The sequence below is a fragment of the Verrucomicrobiota bacterium genome, from assembly GCA_039192515.1.
GTDB lineage: Bacteria > Verrucomicrobiota > Verrucomicrobiia > Methylacidiphilales > JBCCWR01 > JBCCWR01.
Window position 1 is genome coordinate 67,350 of record JBCCXA010000015.1, and the last position, 17,526, is coordinate 84,875.

The following is a 17,526-nucleotide window of genomic DNA, read 5'->3' on the forward strand; positions in this document are numbered from 1 at the left end:
TCCAGAATTTTTGAAATGATCTCAAGATATCTTTCCGTAACAACCATTGGCAAACTGTTTCCCAAAACAAGCCTGTTGATGCAAAGTGGTATAGAATCAGCTAATCACAAGTAGATTATGAATTGGGCAGCTCTTATTAAAACAGCTAGAAAGTTTTGGGCACAAGCACCTTATATGGTTACCAGTTCCCTACTGGGTCTAGTAGCTGGATTTACTGCTGTTGGCTTTCACCAGGCCATGCACTTCATTTTTGACATCTCAATCTTTCGAATGGCTGAAAGCGGATGGTCTATGTGGCAATTTGCCTGGGGGAGCTTGGCTGTTATTCTCTCTTGCACCCTTATTTCAGGCTGGCTACTAAAGCGCTTTGCGCCAGATGCTGCAGGTAGTGGGATCCCTCAATTAAAGGTCGCTTTTTGGAAAGATTTTGGCTACGTCCCTCTTAAGACAGTCATTGTAAAGTTCGTAGCAGGTGCTTTAACCGTCGGGGGCGGAGTAAGTCTTGGACGAGAAGGACCTACGGTGCATATAGCCGGTGGTTTAGCATCATGGGTGAGTGGTTGGCTTGGCGTTGCCAAACAAAAGCGTCGGAGTGCTGCAGCTGCGGGCGCAGCCTCCGGACTTGCCGCTGCCTTTAACACGCCTCTAGCAGCAATTACCTTTGTCTTGGAGGAAATAGTAGGCGACTTAAACAGCCGATTTCTAGGAGGCGTACTCTTGGCTTCTGTTATGGGGGCTTTGGTCACACATGCATTTCTTGGAAAGCAACCCGCATTTATTATTGAGCATATTGATAACGTCACATGGGCTAGTTACCTAGCAACACCTCTGGTTGCAGCGGTAGCCGCATTACTAGGACTAGAATTTCAGAGACTCTGTTTGTCGATCCGTAAAGCTAATCGTAAAATCAAGTGGCTACCTGATTGGCTAAAGCCCTCTATTGGCGGATTTGTCACTTGGGTCTGCGGCATCATCATATTCCTTAACTTACATAGGCTTGGTGTCTTTAGCATGGGTTACTTAGATTTAACAGAAGCATTAAGAGGGGATACATTATGGACTGTTGCACTCGCTTTATTAGCAGCCAAATTTGTAGCAACAGCTCTATCTTATGGAACTGGAAATTGTGGAGGTATTTTTGCCCCAACATTATTTTTAGGTGGAATGTGCGGTGCAGCTATGGGGGGCGTACTAAAAAACATTTTACCTATCACCGAGAGTGGTCTAACTGTTTTAGCAATTGTGGGTATGTGTGCTTGTTTTGGAGCGGTAGTAAGAGCCCCAATTACTGCCATCCTTATGCTATTTGAAATGACCCACGAATTTCTCCTCATCCCACCTTTAATGCTAGCCACACTATTTAGCCAAATCATAGCCAGGATGCGGTTAAAAAATAATTTTTATGAAGCTGTGATTGAACAAGATGGCCATGACCTAAAGCATATGGTTCCACCCAGAGACATAAGGCAGTGGCAACAGCGAACAGTTGCATCTGCTGCTAGCTTCGACCCTATAGTCATCACAAGCTTGGAATGGAATCATGTCAGCAAAATATTCAAGAAATACCCCCACAATAGATTTCCCGTGATAATAAACGGTAAGGTTAAGGGTATTTTGCGCCGGCAAGAAGCAGAAATTGCATATCAGGAGGGCCGTATACCGGACGTATTACCGCTAGTTTGGACTAGCTCAAGAGAAACTTTTGGAGAGTTGCAAAGTAAACTTATTCAGGCAGCATGTGATCTTGCCATTGTTGGAGATGAAGATAATAACCATCTGATTGGGGTCATTACCCTTCACGACTTATTACGTGACCAACAAGCTTTGTTAGAAAGAGCTGAGTAAGATTACCTATGTTATTACTTAAGGTTAGGCACCATAAATTGTTACTACAATTTGCTGACGGAATAATCGGCATGTTGGCTTTACTTTGTGCTTATTTGCTCAGAGCGGGACTCAATGATTATCTATCCTTCATGGAGTTAAACTCAGTTGGCGAGATAGAAAGATATTGGATCTTTTTCCCTATTATATTCTTTGTGCTACCTACCTGTTTATCTCGCCTTAACTTTTATCACGTCTCGATGAGTCATGACAACCAACAGACTCTCAATCTTTCTACACAAGCGGCTATTATTACCTTTTTATGCTTAGTTGTTTTTCAATATCTGACAAAGGAACCTTTAAGTCGTTTGATCTTTGCATTCTTCGTGCCTATTTGTGCTATTTATATTACTGCCAGGGAATCCGTCAGTTATGCGTTGCGACACAAGCTCAGAGGTCAGGACCTTCACAATCTTGCCGTCATCACCGACCGCCCCGGTGAGACAGAGTGGCAATCACATTTAGAGCACAACCCTCAACTCGGTTTTAAACTAGACCGTGAGCTTCGCATGGACGACCTAAGCTTGCATCATTTTGTAGAGTTATTACATGATCGCTCGATCAACTTGGTCATTTTTGATTTACGGAACGGATCTTTAGAAAAAATGTCTGAATTAATTAGAGCTTGTGAAGAAGAAGGTATTGAAGCCTGGCTAGCTGGCGATTTTTTTCAACCGCGGATCGCTAGAGCCACCGTCGACTATTTTGGACCAAAGCCCTTACTTATTTTTCGATCTACACCCGATAGCTCTTTTCAGTTATTAGCTAAAGAACTGATCGACAGAGTTGGTGCAACTATTATCTTGACAGTCCTTTCGCCTCTATTACTTGCTGTGGCCTTGGCAGTTCGATGGACTTCTGAGGGACCTGTTTTATTTCGTCAAAAGAGAAGTGGAATACACGGCCAACCATTCACCATGTATAAATTCCGCTCCATGGTTACAAATGCTGACCAAAAGAAAATAGAATTAGAGCAGCTTAATGAAATGAGTGGTCCCGTCTTTAAAATAACCAATGATCCTCGAGTGACTCCTATCGGTACTTTTATACGCAAATGGAGCTTAGATGAGTTACCTCAGTTATTAAATGTAGTTAGGGGAGAAATGAGCCTCGTTGGTCCAAGACCATTACCCACTCATGAAACCCTAGCTATCACTGAGAATGAGCAACGGCGCAGACTTAGCATGAAGCCCGGTATTACTTGTTTATGGCAAATCAGTGGACGAAGTAATTTGACAGACTTCCGCGAGTGGGTGGAGCTTGATCTTAAGTATATAGACAATTGGTCTCTGGCACTTGACCTTAGGATATTGATTATGACTCCGTGGGTCGTTTTATTTGCTAAGGGAGCAAAGTAACGAAGCTTCTCTAATAAAATGTGAGTGTGTTAAAGCCACTATTAATTGATCAACTGCCCGATACCTGGGACTTGCCCATAGGCCCTCGCTTTCGTCGCAAACAATTATCCGATTGGGTATTTAAAAAAAGGGCAAATAGCTTTGAAGCAATGACTAACTTGCCCGAGCAGTGGCGCAAATGTCTGTGTGAAAAATATAGAATTAAAAGTATAGAGCTTCTTCGGAAACAAGGTTCAAAAGACACCACCAGAAAGTATCTCTGGAAGCTTGCTGAAGGGGACTATGTGGAGAGCGTTTTGATCCCTGCCTCTCCAGCACTCTATGGAGATAAGGCAGATCGATTCACACTATGTGTCTCTAGCCAAGTTGGCTGCGCCTATGGTTGTAAGTTTTGCGCCAGCGGATTAGAGGGTTGGAAGCGGAACCTTAGTGCAGGTGAAATCGTTAGTCAAATCATGGAAACGGAAAAGGAGTCTGCTGAACGCATAAGTAATTTGGTTTTCATGGGTATGGGAGAACCTATGGCTAATTTTGAGAATCTCATGCTAGCAATAGATATGATTAATTCAGACTGGGGTCTCAATATCGGTGCTAGGAAGATTACCATCTCCACAAGTGGGCTTGTGCCTAAAATTCGCGCTCTAGCAGACCAAGAAAGGCAAATACGATTAGCAATCTCACTTCATGGCGCTTCAGACAACGTTCGTGACAGTATCATGCCAATCAACCGGAAATATCCTATTAGTAAATTGTTAGAGGCGTGCAGCTATTTTTGCTCGAAAAAGAAGCAGATGATTACCTTTGAATATATTCTGATCAAAGGAATTAACGATCACTTTGACCAAGCTGCTTTACTTGCAAAAAAATTGAAAGGCATAAGGTCTAAAATAAATCTCATTCCCTATAATAAAGTAGCAGGGTTGCCTTGGGAGAGACCCGAAAAATCTCACTCCCAAGAGTTCGCTCACATACTTGCTCGAGGTGGAATTAAAGCCACCTTAAGGCTCGAAAAAGGCCATGATATCGACGCCGCTTGCGGCCAGCTAAGACTCAAAGAAATCTCATAGCTACAGATTTAGCGGCAACCACAACCAGTACCACAGCCACATGAAAAATCATCTGCTTCAGGCAAACGACCAAGCTCATAAGTTTTCGCGATATGCTGCATCACCGTTTGCTGTATGCTATGGATATGGGATTGAGCATCCATAAATGGCTTGCAAATGGGATGAGCTTGAGCCTTTTCGCGAAGCACATCATAAGCGGAAGTTTTGTCCTCTGGAAGCTGGTAGCCTTGGGACTGCATTTGACGAAGCTCCGCACCTAAATCAGTTAGCTCAGATAAAAGGTCTTGGGCCTCTTCGTCCTCCGAAAAAGAACTAATGGCTTCATTGAATTCAGAAAACTCAGGTTGATCCATGATTCCCTGGCATAAATCAACTAGCTTGTCTTTAATATTCTTATCTTCGATTACGGCAGCCATACATACATGTTGCCTTAAGTTAGTATTTTGTCAAATAGCGGCACTAGGAGTCGCCTAGTCTATTTTACCTAAGGTTGTGCTCGCGCTTTCTAATCTTTTGGAATATCAAGAACCTGCCCTTCTCTAATGAGATCGGAACTTAATTCATTAGCTTTTTTTAAATTCTCTAGACTCACTCCGTATTCTTGGGCTATTTTCCAGAGTGAATCTCCTCTCTGCACAATATGCATCTTCTCCGGAGCGGATTTTTGTGAACTTGCCTTAGGCTCTTCAGCTAAGTTCCTATCACTGCCAAGCACCTCGACCTCATCCCTCTCACCGTTTAAAGCAGCTAGGTGGCTACTCCAGTCATACAAAGGAACACTCACTCCCCCCATCTCGTTAATAAGACGCTTACAATTCTCTTTCCATGATGCAAGATTAGGGGGGCCAAAGGGTGTATTACGACTTTTTGGAAAAACCAAATAAGTAACCGTTAGATCACTAACAGCCCTTGTAGCACCAGAGCTTTGAGGATTAATTGTTTGGCATATCAATAAGGAAGCCTCGCCTATTTTAGTATTTGGACCTAAATCACCCACGATAGCTGGGTAAACTTGGCTGTCATAAATCACCACCGCATAATCACCGACTTGAGGAGCATAAGCATTCTTTTTATAAGCCGACCAATAGGTAGGCACCACTATAAAGGGATCTATAGAGGCGACAAGGGAGCTACGATATTTCAGATTCTTTACCCATGACCTCATTTTTTTAGCTTTCGCTGCTAGCCTCTTTTTTTCATCACTTGAAAAAGTTTTTTGCTTTAAATCAGCAGCTATTTGATTGATCTCATCCTGATAGATTTGGTGAAGGGGGTGGAGATTTTTGCTTCGCTTTGCCCAAGAATAAGCAGTAAAGGGCTGAAAATATCTTGATGTTTGATCCCAATCATCGGACCTATCCCCATCTGTGCCATCTGTCACAACATCCATCTCAGATTGTATAAGCAAAGCTTTGCGCCCCGTTAGCTTGGACTCCAGTTCAAGAACCGTTTCGCAGTCGAAAAAATTATGCCTCGTTGGTATACGAATGAAATTGTCTAAATGATATTCTAAATTGTTAACCTTTCGGTCATATAGGCTGTAATAAAATGGAGAAACCTCTGCAGAATGAAGAAGTGCCTCCAATTGCGGGATGACTTCATCTATCTTAGGGCTTACTTCTCTTAGATCAAACAGTGTAGTATTGGGAGAAGGGACTTGAACATTGAGTTGAAGATCTAACAAATAGCTTTCATCCCGCTCGCGCTCACGGGAAGCAATGTCACCTTCTTCAGTTTTAATGTGGTTCTTGAGTTTTATACCATTGAAGAGTGTTGATAATGAAGTGGTGTCTGTGGGGAAAAATTTCTCAGGTAATGGTGGAAGTAGCTCCTCTGCTGGTTTGGGTTTAGGTTTTTGCTTCTTGAGACCTAACTCTCTTGCCAACTTCTTGGAGTAAGGTGCCAAGGATGGTGCTGCTAAAAAGAGGCCTACACACGATGCTATATTGAAAAATACTAAGACGATAATTACTCTGGTCCTACTCATTTAACTACCCATAATCAAGCAGCACCCAACTTAGATGCCCAAGGGCCCCTGCAGCAACCTAAAAGCGTGACTTTGAGCCTAATAGGAATACAAACTGTGCTTAAGAATTCAGTCACCCACCTCTGCCCATAAGACCCTCAGCACTTCGTTAGTATTCAGAGGATCATTCCGGGCACACGCACTAGTCTCTTAGAGTTATTATTGACTACATTTGTAGCAACCGAAAAGAGTCAGGTTGCCCTGCTTACTACAAGAACTTGTTAGCCTTCATTACTCTTTACTATTTACTTCGAGCTGGAAGCTGTAATTTCACCGTATGCATTGATGCAATAGAGCTCATTGAATCAGAAGCATCTGGCGGAAAATATTCTCTGACAGTTCCCCACTGTGAATCACCTACTGGACAACAAAATGTGTCATGGCTGATTTGCTTATTCATCAGCATCGTTGATACGACCTCTTTTTTCAAAGGTCCCTCGGCTTTTTCATCTATGATGAGATAATAGTAGTTAGATTCAGTGATCATTACGCAACCAATCCTTCATATTACTATTAGACTCTAAGCCAAAATTTGCAAGCTTAGACCTGTTAAAATGAAATTCCTAACTCTTAGGACCTCTACTCATCAAGTAGTTCATTTGGATCCTTTTTGAGCTCCCAACTAAGCCTGTATTGTTTAGTTAAATCCATAAAATCTAAGTCCGAGATTGTTCTAAAATAGGTAATAGACTTTTCAAATTCAGGTGCCTCATCCCAAAGCCTAGGGGTGATGTTGTCGGTGCAAGCGGCACAGGCCCAAATAATTCTAGTAGCCGACTCTACAGCTTGACAGCTCTCACGTAAGCCAGAAATCAACATCGTATCACTCTGGTTAGGCATCAGTTTAGAAGGAGGCAATACCGGTTGAATCAATTCTGAGACTCTTTTAAAAGTAGATTGAGTAATTGAACAATAAGAGTGCTCTAGGACATGAGCCTCAAACCGAGCAAGGGCAGGTACATCTTTACATTCCATAACTTACAAGAAACACTACTTTACTTAGAACATGTTGGAGAAATTTTAGAAGGAAATACTGGGCGATATAAGTTGTTATAACTCACCTCGAAGAGTACTACAGCAAGCCTACTCGACTACTTACGCATAAGCAACTAATAGAGAGAATCTCTTGATACTGACCCGAGGGGCTGACTCATAGTAAAGCCTAAGTGCTCGCTTCTGATATTTGCCCTTGTCACACTCCTTTCGAGTTTTAACTCTCTTTTAAATTGTTCTCCTTTTAAAATCTCCGAACACATTTACTATGACAATTTGTAGGATTAATTGCAATAAGTTAGGAAATGCCAGAACTAGCAGAAGTAGAATACTATAGAAAAAAATGGGACCCTGGCATAGGGGAGACTATTCAACATATCCTCGTGAACCATAATTCTGCTGTTTTTAAAAAATTTAAAGCATTACCTTCCCTTAATAGCCTGGTTGGCAAAAAACTTATTAGTTCTCAATGCCACGGCAAGCAAATGCTATTTATTCTATCCAAGGGCACATGGTTATCGATTCACTTAGGAATGACCGGCAACCTACGCGCTGCAAATCTAGAAGAGCCAAGAGAGAAACATGATCATCTGGTCCTTCTCCTTGAAAAAAGAAGTCTCATTTTCTCCGACCCAAGGACATTTGGACAGATTAAATGGGGCAGTCAGTCGAATAGCAATGGCATACCGACATGGTGGCAGGACTTGCCTCCAACCATCTTGTCCGAGGACTTTAATCTAGAACGACTGGTCATTGCTACGAAACGTCATAAAAAGTGCAACGTGAAGGCGCTATTGCTGAAACAAGAGTACTTTCCAGGAATTGGAAACTGGATGGCGGACGAGATTTTATGGCAGACGAAAATTCACCCGAAACGTTTGTCCATGCAACTGACCAAGCAAGAACTTCATGATATATTAAAAAAATGCCGCAGCATCTCTAGAGTAGCTATGAGAATCATAGGAACAAACTGGGGAGACCTACCGAATGACTGGCTATTTAATCACCGCTGGAAAGATGGTGGAAGATGTCCAATAGACGGCACACCCTTAATTCGAGAAAAAATTAGCGGAAGGACCACATGTTATTGTCCCTTCTGCCAAAACCGTTAAGTCAACTTAGTACATGTTCTCTGCTTCAGCAACAACACGCTCACCATCAACAATAAAACGGATCATCATAGGACTACAACATACCTCACAATCATAATCCCACTCTGTAGGACATTCTGCAGGTGAAGGACCAGGCAAAGAAAAAACCTCGAAACAGTGAGGGCAAGTCACTTCACAAACTCCCTCCGGTTGCATTACAAAAGCTTAAATAAAAATTGTTTTTACGTAAAGCTACAACTAATAAGTTCTACTCGATGAATACCAAAAAAATCATTACCCATTCAGGAAGCGCCCATAAAGATGACTTTCTTGCATGCTGTGTGCTTCTCGCTAGCCATCCCGTTCCAATTGAGAGAGGAGAACCCACTAGTAAGGATCTTCATGATGAACGAATCTATGTTCTGGATATAGGCCACGAACATAAGCCAGAACTTCTTAATTTCGACCACCATCAATTCTCCAAAAATAGTTCCCCTACTTGTTCCCTATCGTTGGTTCTCAAGCATCTCGGTTTATATGAAGACGCTAAAGATTTCTGTGAATGGTTAGAGCCCGCAGAATGGCTCGATTGTAGAGGACCAAAAGAAACAGCAGAATGGCTTGGCACCCCACATGATGTGATCACTAAACTTAATTCCCCTATCGACATGACACTACTCCGCCGCTTTGCTGCAGAGACATGGCATGAACCCGGAAGTGCTATTTGGGAAATCATGCGTATGATTGGTGAAGACCTAATAAATTATATCCAATGCCTTACACAAAGACTAATCTTCATTGAACAACACGCAGAGCTTTGGCCGGCTGAGCTTCAGAATGAAAACAACTCAAAAGAATTTCTTTTCTTGCCCAGAACAAGTCCTCTACCTGCTGAGCCATCAATGGGGCTAGGAAAATTTATCCAAAGAAAAGGCTTGGATAAACAAGTTATTGGCCTTGTTTACCCCGACAGAAGAGGAGAAGGTTACGGGCTTTCCAGACATAATGATTGCCTATCTTTGGATTTTACACGTGTCGCAAATGAGTCAGACGTCCACTTTGCACATGCTCGCGGATTTGTTGCTAAAACATCTGCTCTGGAAAAAGACCGATTAAAAGAGCTCATGCAAATGGCACTCCTCAAACTGGATTCAAAGCCTAGTTAAGATGTAGTCATTGCATAATACCATAAATTATGAAATAAATGACTATGGCTAAAAATCTCATCATCGTTCACGGATACTCTGATGGCTACATGCAAAAGAATAATTCCTTCGCAAAATTAAAAAAATTCCTCGTCAAGAATCAATGCTATGCCAGTAGCAATATCCGTTTCGTAGAATATTCCAGCCTTGATGACCAAGCTACTTTTGAGGATTTTGCCGACAAACTAGACTCTGATTACGAGAAATACTTTAAAGGAAAGCGGGTCGATGTTCTTTGCCATAGCACCGGCTCTTTAGTTACCCGCGCCTGGCTTAACATGCGCAGGAAAAGGCAGCGTGCTCTAGAACTTGATCTTGATATTCCTGTTCACAGATTATTTCTTTTTGCCCCGGCAAATTTTGGCTCTGATCTAGCACGTATGGGACAATCCTTTCTAGGAAAGATTAAAAGCACCTTCTTGAGCAAAAGCGCACATCGCAAAGAATTTGGCGAATCCGGAAAGATTGTCTTACAGGGCTTGGAGCCTGCAAGTCCTTACCAATGGGATTTATCTATGCAAGACCTGCACGATGAAACCTACTTCGGGCCCAATGACGACTCCGAACAAGTATGTCTGCCTTTCGTTTTCGCTGCCGGCAATGGCTATGGAGGAATTCAAGCAACGCTTATGAAGGCCAGGAATAAACCAGGCACTGATGGGGTTATCAGAATCCCGGGAACATCCATCAATTCAAGGAAGTGCACACTTGCTTTCCAAGATAAAGGCCCCATCCTCCAGTGGGCAGAGGAAAAGAAACACGCCAGCATGCCAATGTGCGTTTTTCAAGGTTTTAACCACGGTTCCATTATTAATGTAGATGACGCGGATTTTTTAAAGCCTGATGGCCCTGGGACACTTCTATTAGCTGCTTTAAAAGTTAATACCCTCAAACAATATCAAAATCGTATGCCAGCCCTCTTTCACCAAGCTCAAGAAGCTAATGACGCTAGAGCTAAAGACGAATACAAAGACGTCTATCAACAGTTCTTCTTTAAGGTTCGCGATGATGTCGGCTTTGACATCAACGATTTCTTTTTAGATTTCCAAGTGGAACTTCCCGAGGGCACCCAAGACCCCCGTAATCGCCAAAAGAATTACCTCAATAAGTTATTCGATGAAAAATTCGAACGAAGATTTACGAATCATTCTCAAGATAGATCACTACGCGTCATGCTCATTAACTTGCGTGAATTAAATGATGTGATGAAGGAAATTAAAAAAGCTAAAGCAAAGTTAAAGCTAGTGGTAAATGCTGCCAAACCATATAACGAGGTTAGCTATGCACAGGGTGAATTTGTAGTTTTCGATTCTCTGGAGCGAAAAGGCAAGAATCCTTCTTTTTTATTCCCCAATACAACTACTATGCTTGAGATCGTACTCAACCGGCAGCCAAGCGATAAAATACTTCAAATTAGAAGAATGTAGTTGATATCCGTCAGTGCTAGAGCCTCTCGGCATTGCGAATAGACCAAACTTCCGGAAGAAGCACCACAATCGATATGGTCATTAAAAATATGCTCATATAAGCAATTTGATTCAACGGCACATACGAAGCCATTAATACAGCAATCAATGGCGCTACAAAAGCCCTACAACCTGTCAAAAAGGTATGAACACTCATGTAGTCGGCAACATGGTTTTTGGGAGCAATCTTCGTCACCCATAAGCTCCAAGCAATATCACCTCCGCTAAAAGCAGCACCTAGCAGAATCGCTCCGATGATAAACCCCAAAAAATTATCCATGAGAAAAAAGCAGCCATGCGAACTAATAAAAAATACATTGATAAGAATGCGGAGCATAAAGATATTCATCTTATCAAATAACTTACCCCAGGCAAAACTCAGTGAAAGCTGAGTAACCGGAGTAATAACAGTGACCACCAAGCTAATCATTCCTATTGAATAAGCATGCCCATAGACTTCCTCCGCCAACAATTTGACCCTTAATGGCAACATCATCAGGTTACCGAAACCAATAAACATCCAGCTTAAGCTCAATATAAGAAAGGCTCGATCACTCCTCAGGAAACTCAAAGCATGAAAAGGATTTAAACTGCTTTCTTTGCTTACTATTGGAACCACCTCGCATGACGGCACACGAGACAGCAAGCAAGCAGAAATAAAAGCAGCTAATGAAAGCACAATCAGAAAATAAGGCGTATAATTAATATCTACAGTAAGTAAGGCTCCTGCAAAATAGGCAAAAAGAGCTGTTGCCCCGACTTTAATCATTGAGGACCACGCAAATAGTTGGCCTCGTTTCTTTGCGGGGTAGTTCTGCTGATAAATCTCTGTTAGTAAGGGGATCGTCAAGGTCACACAATTGATACCCAACAAAATAAAAATTGTAAAAAGCAGTAAGTTTGTCGAATGAGGAGCAAATGACCCCAGACCAGCAACCAGAAAGGATGCAGACATAGAATAGACCAGAAAGGCCGCCCCTTTTGCTGGCGACCAATTTAACCGACGAATCATAGCCACACTAAATGGACTCAAGAACAAACCTATAGCCCAAGTGGTTGCTAGTAATCCTTGAATGAGATTATTTGCGCCGAAATAACGAATGGCAATAACAAGAATGAAACTCAAATGCAGAGTCTCAATCATGCCCGCAGATAATGCGCGCCATCGTTCATAAAAGAAAGTTACTCTCTGTCGCTCCATCTGCTCCATGAACTCAAGGTTAGAGAAGAGGGTGCAATATGAAAGAAATCAGATCCTACCCACATCTACCATATCAAACAGAATAGTCTTATCCCCAGCCCACTATGGTCCTGCCAACAGCAATGATATGCTTTATCCCATGTATTCAATTTTTCTCAGGTAATCCCGTTTGACTTTTAGCAGCAACTTTCAAGAGAGCCTGAACATTTGCGTGCACTTGCGCATCAGAGATTCCCTCTAATTTGCCAAGCTTCCTTCATTTAACTCTCGTAAGAAATAAATGAAAAAGAGTAGAAAACTTTTCAGCTGCTTCTTCTTATTACTCTAATATGGTACCTAATTTTCGATTCATGGGATAATAATACCGGATGATTCTGTTTGAATGATTTGCGTAATGGAAGCTGTTCCGGCCTCAATTGTAACGACTAGGATACTTAATTCTACACTAGGTGTTAGGCAAAAAAATGAAACAGCACCATTCGCATCTGTTTCAAGTGACAGACTATTAGTTAAGCCGGCCCCTCTATTAGTTTCTGAAATCGAATTTCCCACCGTGGTAATACTCACGGGTGCATCACTTAGTTGTTCACCGGCACTGGTAGTAATAGTAAAATTTAAGAAGACAAAGCTATTTAATGATTGATCCACCAAAGGGTTAGGTCGGCTTCCCGCAATTGTTGGTTGTTCCCCGTTATAGTAATCCGTAGGATCTGTATGATTAGTAATCTCGGATCCATCATCTACGCCATCATTATCCGTATCACGATCATTAGGCTTTGTTGGTAGACCATAGAGCAGTTTGATCCCAATCAACTCTTCCCATAGATCTAATCCGTCACTATCATTATCAGGAGATCCTCCCAATCCTATCACTGACCAGAACCTCCTCATTTCAAGATCAATATCTTGTGAGGGTATAAGAGAAACCGTGGTACCAGAACCGCGGGCTATCAGCGGGGGAGACTCACTTACCCAGCTATCAATTGCCAGATCAAGGGAATATAAAATTTCATACTCGATAGCCTGCTCTGTATCAATGTCTAAAACGAAACGCGGTCCCGTCGTGTCAGTCTCCAGTCTAATACCAAACCACCCCTCACCAGGACTATCTGGATCACCCGGATCTGTTCCGAGCAAGGCTTCCTCTTCAAACAAATAACCATCATTGTCTAAATCAGATCCTACAGCATGTCCTGGGTAAATCTTTTCATAGATATCGCTCACTCCATTGAGGGGCGATGTATCAATCGAGTAAAGCTTGGAGCAAACAAATGCCATAGCAACCCATAGAGCGAAAAATCTAAACTTAATAAGATGCATAACTTCCCTTTAAACTAGAAATAGAATAAGATCTTTATTCATTTTATTGAATACAATAAACATCAATCATGATGAATTCTATAAATTGATACAACCAAAATTAGAAGATGTCATCTCCGAAGAAACCCGCCTGCAGAAGCTTCAGTTTTGAGAAGGAGTGCGGAAGAAAAAGGGACTTTTCAGTCTAAGTAAAAAAGCCAAAGAGATAGGGTTCGACATTAACCATAAGGAGCGATACTTAAAGAGATGTTATCAACCTCTAGTCTGTCATAGACTCCTGGATCGGGGGATAAAGCGAGGTTTGTTACCTATGCAACTGTTGATAATCAAGGGCTTACGACTAAATTTTTGCAAAAATTCCTACTTTCCTAAGCTCCCAAGTCGACGTAAATTATAATCATGACTAAGCAAGTTTTTCAAAACGCTTTTCAAGATGTGATGTCTGAAGTTCAAGATGACTGTTCTGTCGATGAGTTTTTATATCGCATAGAAACTCGACTTGCTGTTGAGGAAGGTCTTGAACAAATCGACAATGGAGAAGTCATCTCCCTAGAAGACGTCAAGAAAGAATGGAATCTACCCCGCACGAAATAATCTTATCGAAACGGGCTAAGCAAGATGTTGAAGACATTAGTCTTTATATCGAGCATCGAGACAGCCTCTATGCTGCTGAACAGTTCAAAGTCGACTTTGTTATCGAAGTAGAAAAGAACTTAAAGAATTTCCCTGAAGTCCATAAGCAATATGAAGCTATTCCCCAAGTCCACTATTTTGTCTTTAAAAAGAACTACCTCATATTCCATTCGACCAGAGGCAACAATGTCTATGTGATTACTGTTCGGCATGGGGCAAAGGATCAAAACAAAGGCTTCACTAAGTCTCTTGCTAGACTCAAGCGAGAAGCTTTGAGAAGTGGATAAAGTATCACTACTGCCTCGGATGAAACTTCCTATGAGTTTCCTTTAAGTCAGTGATGGTGAGACGGAGATAAACTTCAGTGATGGTTAAGGCTCGGTGGCCGAGAAGTTCTTGAACATGTTTAGGACTTGCGTTGACACTGCAGCTAGCTTAGAAAATTTTTAACTTTTTCACAGTCTGTCCAAGGAGCTGGCCTAAGTTATATCCCTTTTGAAAATTTGGATGATTAATTCTAAAATGACTTGGCAATTCTCTATTAATTAAATGAACCGGATATCCAATGTTATATCGAGTAGGCCATTCGACATTCATTTGATCACATATTTTTCTGAGCACTGCACAAGCTTCTACAGGAAACATGGTATCTTCACATGGTAATGAAATCATAAACTGACTAAGCAGCTTTAACTTGGGACTCCTTCTTAACCTCAGATGATATCCCTCCTTAGAGAAAGTCTTATACAAAGCCTCTAAGTTCTCTCGACCCACATCGGTGACTCGGATGTTCATACCGATGATTGGTGGCTTTGTTTTAAGTATTTTTTTATAACATGGAATAATGACGTGCGACTTATTAATCTCTACTTATGCAAACTCTTTATTAGGCAGAACTTGAGCTATGTATCGCAAATGTTCCTGTAAATCTTCTAGCCCTAAATCCTGAAACAATACAGGAAAATACCTCATTTTAGCCAATATCAAACCAATCAAAAACAGAACTCAAATCTATGTCAGGCCACTCAAGCCATGATAAATCAATATCTGGCAACTGAAATGTTCCATCAGCTAAAGCAAATAAAGCCTCAGTTTTCATTTTTGTGTAATCGCAAACTTCACCGCTTGCTTCATGAATAGCAGCAAATGTAATTGGGTCGGTAAATATACAATACGCCCAACATATCCAATCGATGTCATAGGCGAGACGCTTACAACTAGTGTGTATTTGATCCTGTGTATAATATTTCTTCTTACCATGATGGGATACTAAATCTTTACCCACAGCACTGAGGAATTTTTTCTTATCATTAGGGGATATGCTACATGCCATAGTCTAATATTCCTCATCCTTCTTTATTGAATGCAAGACACAGAAGTAAAGGCTAGTGCAGAAGACTCCGCAACCACCCAATAAGATTCCATAAAATATCTTTGAATTAGAAGTAATGACCTCGGTAGCCGAAGGCATATACTTGCCACCAGCGTGAGAAATAGCGAATGGTTCTTGAATAGACACCATAGCAATGCCAGTTAATAGAAAAAATATACCTAAATATAACAATCCTATCGGGTTATTAGACTTCTTCTTATTCACAGTCGATTTCATTGACTCTGATATAATAGGTTCTGCCTAGCCAGTCATCTATTATAAAAGCTCGTATGCTTTGTAATAGATGATTTCATTTAAAATCAGGATGCTTAGCCTTGGCCTCACGTTCCTTCTGTTCTTTAAGCGTCAGCTCCTTATGTTTCTCAAAAATTTCTTCAGCACTCATATCAGAATTAAGTGTGATAGAGACACACTGACCATCTTCACTTACTTCAACAATGTCACCTATAGCTTTTTCCCTGTCGAATAACTCATTTTGATCCATGAGTTCCTCCTGTCCTTCCGAATAATCATTTCCTGACAAACCTTCTCGTATCCCTTGCCCATGATTCATTCGGTGCTACTTTGTGCGGCTCGTATGCTTTTTCTCTATTTTATGAAATCATTTCAGATCTGGTTCCTGAACCATCTCTCTACTCAAGTTCAAATCGTCATCCAACGCCATCCCAAAATCTCATCAACCCGAAGCCAGAAAATAGTTTCTTGCCGAAATCTGCTTCCATTACCAACGCGAAATAATTTTTCGGAGGCACAAGTAAGCAAACTGTCACTCTGTAATTGATTCAACATTATTTTTTAAATACAGATTCCTTTATGCCAAAAATTTTAGATAAATCTAATGCATTATTCCCACAATCATTTGTGACCTCTAGGCTAGCTCCCATTGAAACTAAAGCATCTATAGCATCCATACTTTGCTGTTCAATTGCCTCATGTAAAGGAGTATAACCTTCTTCACCTTTTACATCTAATTCCACTACATTAGCCAGTATCTTGATTGCTTTTGAATCATTCCAAATCGCAGCTATGTGCAGAGGTGTATTACCAAGAGCACTCTTAGAATTAGGAGAAATATCTTTTAATTCACCGAACTCAGGTAAAGCCTTAACTTTATTGAGAAACTCTTTAAGATAACTATCTATCATTTGCCTCCGGGAGGACAAACACAGTTCTCCTCTATCCATTTTACTAGCTTGTTAGCAGCTTTCAAATAATTCTCAATTTCTCGCAAATGAGGTCCATCTAGCTGTCCAAACCATTTTTCAGCGTAAGACCTTCTCATGCTTGCACAGTCTCTGTTCCTCTGCAATAACCATCTCGCAATGTCACATGGATCAGTTAAATTTGGGGGAGGCTGTTCAGTGCACCGTCTTTTATATGCTCTACGTTCATTTGCTTGTTCAGCCTTTCTATTGGCTTCATTTAGCATGTAAATGATTGCCCCAGTTGCTAAACCACCAACAATCGTCCCTCCTAAACCAACAGCAATGGGTGCTGCGAATCTCCCATCTCTATCAAAGTAATTAATTGGATTACTAGCAACATATCCATAAAGCCCAGGGCCTTCCGGTAACATCTCCGCATTAGGTAAAGGATCTCTTGATATCCACCTTCCGGTCTTGGCGTCATAGGCTCTGTATTGAGCGAGGTGGAGGCCGGAGGGTTGATGGTAGTAATGACCGGTATACAGAAAATCACTATCGCTAAGGCTTCCGCTAAGCGCGGTTACATTTCCATAAGGATCGTAGTCGTATCTGGCTAAAACGGTTACGCCATCCTCAGCAATGACTTCACGAATCGATCCTTATGGAAATGTAACCGCGCTTAGCGGAAGCCTTAGCGATAGTGATTTTCTGTATACCGGTCATTACTACCATCAACCCTCCGGC

The 17,526-nt window shown here is 41.5% G+C and carries 22 protein-coding genes and 1 pseudogene; 8 read left to right on the plus strand and 15 right to left on the minus strand.

The window, feature by feature from the left end:
* Window positions 1–117: 117 nt before the first annotated feature.
* Genes AAGA18_08440 through rlmN form a run of 3 tightly spaced genes read left to right on the plus strand, consistent with a single transcriptional unit; the run spans window position 118 to window position 4,309 of the window.
* A complete protein-coding gene (locus AAGA18_08440) occupies window positions 118–1,845 on the plus strand; it encodes a chloride channel protein (protein MEM9445369.1) in 1,728 nt (575 codons plus the stop codon).
* Between the two features lie 8 nt (window positions 1,846–1,853).
* Window positions 1,854–3,242 carry a sugar transferase gene (locus tag AAGA18_08445; GenBank protein ID MEM9445370.1) on the plus strand — a complete coding sequence of 463 codons (1,389 nt, stop codon included), beginning with the start codon at window positions 1,854–1,856 and terminating at the stop codon, window positions 3,240–3,242.
* A 20-nt stretch (window positions 3,243–3,262) separates the two neighbouring features.
* Complete coding sequence (gene rlmN, locus AAGA18_08450) at window positions 3,263–4,309, plus strand: 23S rRNA (adenine(2503)-C(2))-methyltransferase RlmN (protein ID MEM9445371.1); 1,047 nt, start codon at window positions 3,263–3,265, stop codon at window positions 4,307–4,309.
* A gap of 8 nt (window positions 4,310–4,317) precedes the next feature.
* Here rlmN and AAGA18_08455 read toward each other — a convergent pair whose 3' ends face one another.
* From AAGA18_08455 to AAGA18_08475, 5 genes and pseudogenes are all read right to left on the minus strand, one after another.
* On the minus strand, window positions 4,318–4,725 hold the full coding sequence (locus AAGA18_08455; protein MEM9445372.1) for a YlbF family regulator: 408 nt from the start codon (window positions 4,723–4,725) through the stop codon (window positions 4,318–4,320).
* An 89-nt stretch (window positions 4,726–4,814) separates the two neighbouring features.
* Window positions 4,815–4,955 carry a LysM peptidoglycan-binding domain-containing protein gene (locus AAGA18_08460; GenBank protein MEM9445373.1) on the minus strand — a complete coding sequence of 47 codons (141 nt, stop codon included), beginning with the start codon at window positions 4,953–4,955 and terminating at the stop codon, window positions 4,815–4,817.
* A gap of 180 nt (window positions 4,956–5,135) precedes the next feature.
* Window positions 5,136–6,296, minus strand: a pseudogene (locus AAGA18_08465) (glycoside hydrolase family 75 protein).
* Between the two features lie 280 nt (window positions 6,297–6,576).
* A complete protein-coding gene (locus tag AAGA18_08470) occupies window positions 6,577–6,822 on the minus strand; it encodes a GYF domain-containing protein (GenBank protein MEM9445374.1) in 246 nt (81 codons plus the stop codon).
* A gap of 92 nt (window positions 6,823–6,914) precedes the next feature.
* Window positions 6,915–7,310, minus strand: a complete 396-nt coding sequence (locus AAGA18_08475; protein ID MEM9445375.1) for a hypothetical protein — start codon at window positions 7,308–7,310, stop codon at window positions 6,915–6,917.
* Window positions 7,311–7,633: 323 nt separating this feature from the next.
* On the opposite strand from AAGA18_08475, the gene AAGA18_08480 reads away from it, so the two are divergent.
* Window positions 7,634–8,440, plus strand: coding sequence for a DNA-formamidopyrimidine glycosylase family protein (locus AAGA18_08480; GenBank protein MEM9445376.1), 807 nt, complete (start codon window positions 7,634–7,636; stop codon window positions 8,438–8,440).
* Between the two features lie 6 nt (window positions 8,441–8,446).
* Here AAGA18_08480 and AAGA18_08485 read toward each other — a convergent pair whose 3' ends face one another.
* Window positions 8,447–8,635 (minus strand): CPXCG motif-containing cysteine-rich protein, encoded by a 189-nt coding sequence (locus AAGA18_08485; protein ID MEM9445377.1) that lies wholly within the window; start codon window positions 8,633–8,635, stop codon window positions 8,447–8,449.
* A gap of 59 nt (window positions 8,636–8,694) precedes the next feature.
* On the opposite strand from AAGA18_08485, the gene AAGA18_08490 reads away from it, so the two are divergent.
* On the plus strand, window positions 8,695–9,585 hold the full coding sequence (locus tag AAGA18_08490) for an MYG1 family protein (GenBank protein ID MEM9445378.1): 891 nt from the start codon (window positions 8,695–8,697) through the stop codon (window positions 9,583–9,585).
* A 44-nt stretch (window positions 9,586–9,629) separates the two neighbouring features.
* A complete protein-coding gene (locus tag AAGA18_08495; GenBank protein ID MEM9445379.1) occupies window positions 9,630–11,051 on the plus strand; it encodes a hypothetical protein in 1,422 nt (473 codons plus the stop codon).
* Window positions 11,052–11,067: 16 nt separating this feature from the next.
* Here the strand turns inward: AAGA18_08495 and AAGA18_08500 are convergent, their stop codons facing one another.
* Window positions 11,068–12,291: an MFS transporter gene (locus AAGA18_08500; GenBank protein MEM9445380.1), complete on the minus strand. Its 1,224-nt coding sequence runs from the start codon at window positions 12,289–12,291 to the stop codon at window positions 11,068–11,070.
* Between the two features lie 348 nt (window positions 12,292–12,639).
* Complete coding sequence (locus AAGA18_08505) at window positions 12,640–13,611, minus strand: thrombospondin type 3 repeat-containing protein (protein ID MEM9445381.1); 972 nt, start codon at window positions 13,609–13,611, stop codon at window positions 12,640–12,642.
* Window positions 13,612–14,010: 399 nt separating this feature from the next.
* Here AAGA18_08505 and AAGA18_08510 point away from each other — a divergent pair, with 399 nt between their 5' ends.
* Window positions 14,011–14,205: a hypothetical protein gene (locus AAGA18_08510; GenBank protein MEM9445382.1), complete on the plus strand. Its 195-nt coding sequence runs from the start codon at window positions 14,011–14,013 to the stop codon at window positions 14,203–14,205.
* The gene (locus AAGA18_08515) at window positions 14,181–14,531 is read left to right on the plus strand and encodes a type II toxin-antitoxin system RelE/ParE family toxin (GenBank protein MEM9445383.1); all 351 of its coding nucleotides are present in this window, start codon (window positions 14,181–14,183) and stop codon (window positions 14,529–14,531) included. The genes AAGA18_08510 and AAGA18_08515 overlap by 25 nt, the downstream gene beginning before the upstream one ends.
* A 148-nt stretch (window positions 14,532–14,679) precedes the next feature.
* Here the strand turns inward: AAGA18_08515 and AAGA18_08520 are convergent, their stop codons facing one another.
* From AAGA18_08520 to AAGA18_08550, 7 genes are all read right to left on the minus strand, one after another.
* Entirely contained in the window at window positions 14,680–15,039 is a 360-nt protein-coding gene (locus tag AAGA18_08520) for a hypothetical protein (GenBank protein MEM9445384.1), read from the minus strand.
* A gap of 178 nt (window positions 15,040–15,217) precedes the next feature.
* Window positions 15,218–15,577: a hypothetical protein gene (locus AAGA18_08525; GenBank protein MEM9445385.1), complete on the minus strand. Its 360-nt coding sequence runs from the start codon at window positions 15,575–15,577 to the stop codon at window positions 15,218–15,220.
* A 3-nt stretch (window positions 15,578–15,580) separates the two neighbouring features.
* Window positions 15,581–15,853 carry a hypothetical protein gene (locus AAGA18_08530; GenBank protein ID MEM9445386.1) on the minus strand — a complete coding sequence of 91 codons (273 nt, stop codon included), beginning with the start codon at window positions 15,851–15,853 and terminating at the stop codon, window positions 15,581–15,583.
* Window positions 15,854–15,926: 73 nt separating this feature from the next.
* Window positions 15,927–16,190, minus strand: coding sequence for a hypothetical protein (locus tag AAGA18_08535; GenBank protein MEM9445387.1), 264 nt, complete (start codon window positions 16,188–16,190; stop codon window positions 15,927–15,929).
* Window positions 16,191–16,279: 89 nt separating this feature from the next.
* Window positions 16,280–16,426 (minus strand): hypothetical protein, encoded by a 147-nt coding sequence (locus AAGA18_08540; GenBank protein ID MEM9445388.1) that lies wholly within the window; start codon window positions 16,424–16,426, stop codon window positions 16,280–16,282.
* Complete coding sequence (locus AAGA18_08545) at window positions 16,426–16,782, minus strand: ankyrin repeat domain-containing protein (GenBank protein ID MEM9445389.1); 357 nt, start codon at window positions 16,780–16,782, stop codon at window positions 16,426–16,428. The genes AAGA18_08540 and AAGA18_08545 overlap by 1 nt, the downstream gene beginning before the upstream one ends.
* On the minus strand, window positions 16,779–17,435 hold the full coding sequence (locus tag AAGA18_08550) for an RHS repeat-associated core domain-containing protein (GenBank protein MEM9445390.1): 657 nt from the start codon (window positions 17,433–17,435) through the stop codon (window positions 16,779–16,781). Before AAGA18_08550 ends, AAGA18_08545 begins: the two co-directional genes overlap by 4 nt.
* Between the last annotated feature and the right edge of the window lie 91 nt (window positions 17,436–17,526).

Coding starts and splice junctions, on each gene's coding strand:
- AAGA18_08490 (MEM9445378.1), top strand. CDS start 8,695: ATGAATACCAAAAAAATCATTACCCATTCAGGAAGCGCCCATAAAGAT.
- AAGA18_08545 (MEM9445389.1), bottom strand. CDS start 16,782: ATGATAGATAGTTATCTTAAAGAGTTTCTCAATAAAGTTAAGGCTTTA.
- AAGA18_08455 (MEM9445372.1), bottom strand. CDS start 4,725: ATGGCTGCCGTAATCGAAGATAAGAATATTAAAGACAAGCTAGTTGAT.
- AAGA18_08460 (MEM9445373.1), bottom strand. CDS start 4,955: ATGCATATTGTGCAGAGAGGAGATTCACTCTGGAAAATAGCCCAAGAA.
- AAGA18_08540 (MEM9445388.1), bottom strand. CDS start 16,426: ATGTTGAATCAATTACAGAGTGACAGTTTGCTTACTTGTGCCTCCGAA.
- AAGA18_08485 (MEM9445377.1), bottom strand. CDS start 8,635: ATGCAACCGGAGGGAGTTTGTGAAGTGACTTGCCCTCACTGTTTCGAG.
- AAGA18_08530 (MEM9445386.1), bottom strand. CDS start 15,853: ATGAAATCGACTGTGAATAAGAAGAAGTCTAATAACCCGATAGGATTG.
- AAGA18_08500 (MEM9445380.1), bottom strand. CDS start 12,291: ATGGAGCGACAGAGAGTAACTTTCTTTTATGAACGATGGCGCGCATTA.
- AAGA18_08440 (MEM9445369.1), top strand. CDS start 118: ATGAATTGGGCAGCTCTTATTAAAACAGCTAGAAAGTTTTGGGCACAA.
- AAGA18_08510 (MEM9445382.1), top strand. CDS start 14,011: ATGACTAAGCAAGTTTTTCAAAACGCTTTTCAAGATGTGATGTCTGAA.
- AAGA18_08495 (MEM9445379.1), top strand. CDS start 9,630: ATGGCTAAAAATCTCATCATCGTTCACGGATACTCTGATGGCTACATG.
- AAGA18_08445 (MEM9445370.1), top strand. CDS start 1,854: ATGTTATTACTTAAGGTTAGGCACCATAAATTGTTACTACAATTTGCT.
- AAGA18_08520 (MEM9445384.1), bottom strand. CDS start 15,039: ATGAACATCCGAGTCACCGATGTGGGTCGAGAGAACTTAGAGGCTTTG.
- AAGA18_08475 (MEM9445375.1), bottom strand. CDS start 7,310: ATGGAATGTAAAGATGTACCTGCCCTTGCTCGGTTTGAGGCTCATGTC.
- AAGA18_08470 (MEM9445374.1), bottom strand. CDS start 6,822: ATGATCACTGAATCTAACTACTATTATCTCATCATAGATGAAAAAGCC.
- AAGA18_08505 (MEM9445381.1), bottom strand. CDS start 13,611: ATGCATCTTATTAAGTTTAGATTTTTCGCTCTATGGGTTGCTATGGCA.
- AAGA18_08515 (MEM9445383.1), top strand. CDS start 14,181: ATGGAATCTACCCCGCACGAAATAATCTTATCGAAACGGGCTAAGCAA.
- AAGA18_08525 (MEM9445385.1), bottom strand. CDS start 15,577: ATGGCATGTAGCATATCCCCTAATGATAAGAAAAAATTCCTCAGTGCT.
- AAGA18_08535 (MEM9445387.1), bottom strand. CDS start 16,190: ATGAATCATGGGCAAGGGATACGAGAAGGTTTGTCAGGAAATGATTAT.
- AAGA18_08480 (MEM9445376.1), top strand. CDS start 7,634: ATGCCAGAACTAGCAGAAGTAGAATACTATAGAAAAAAATGGGACCCT.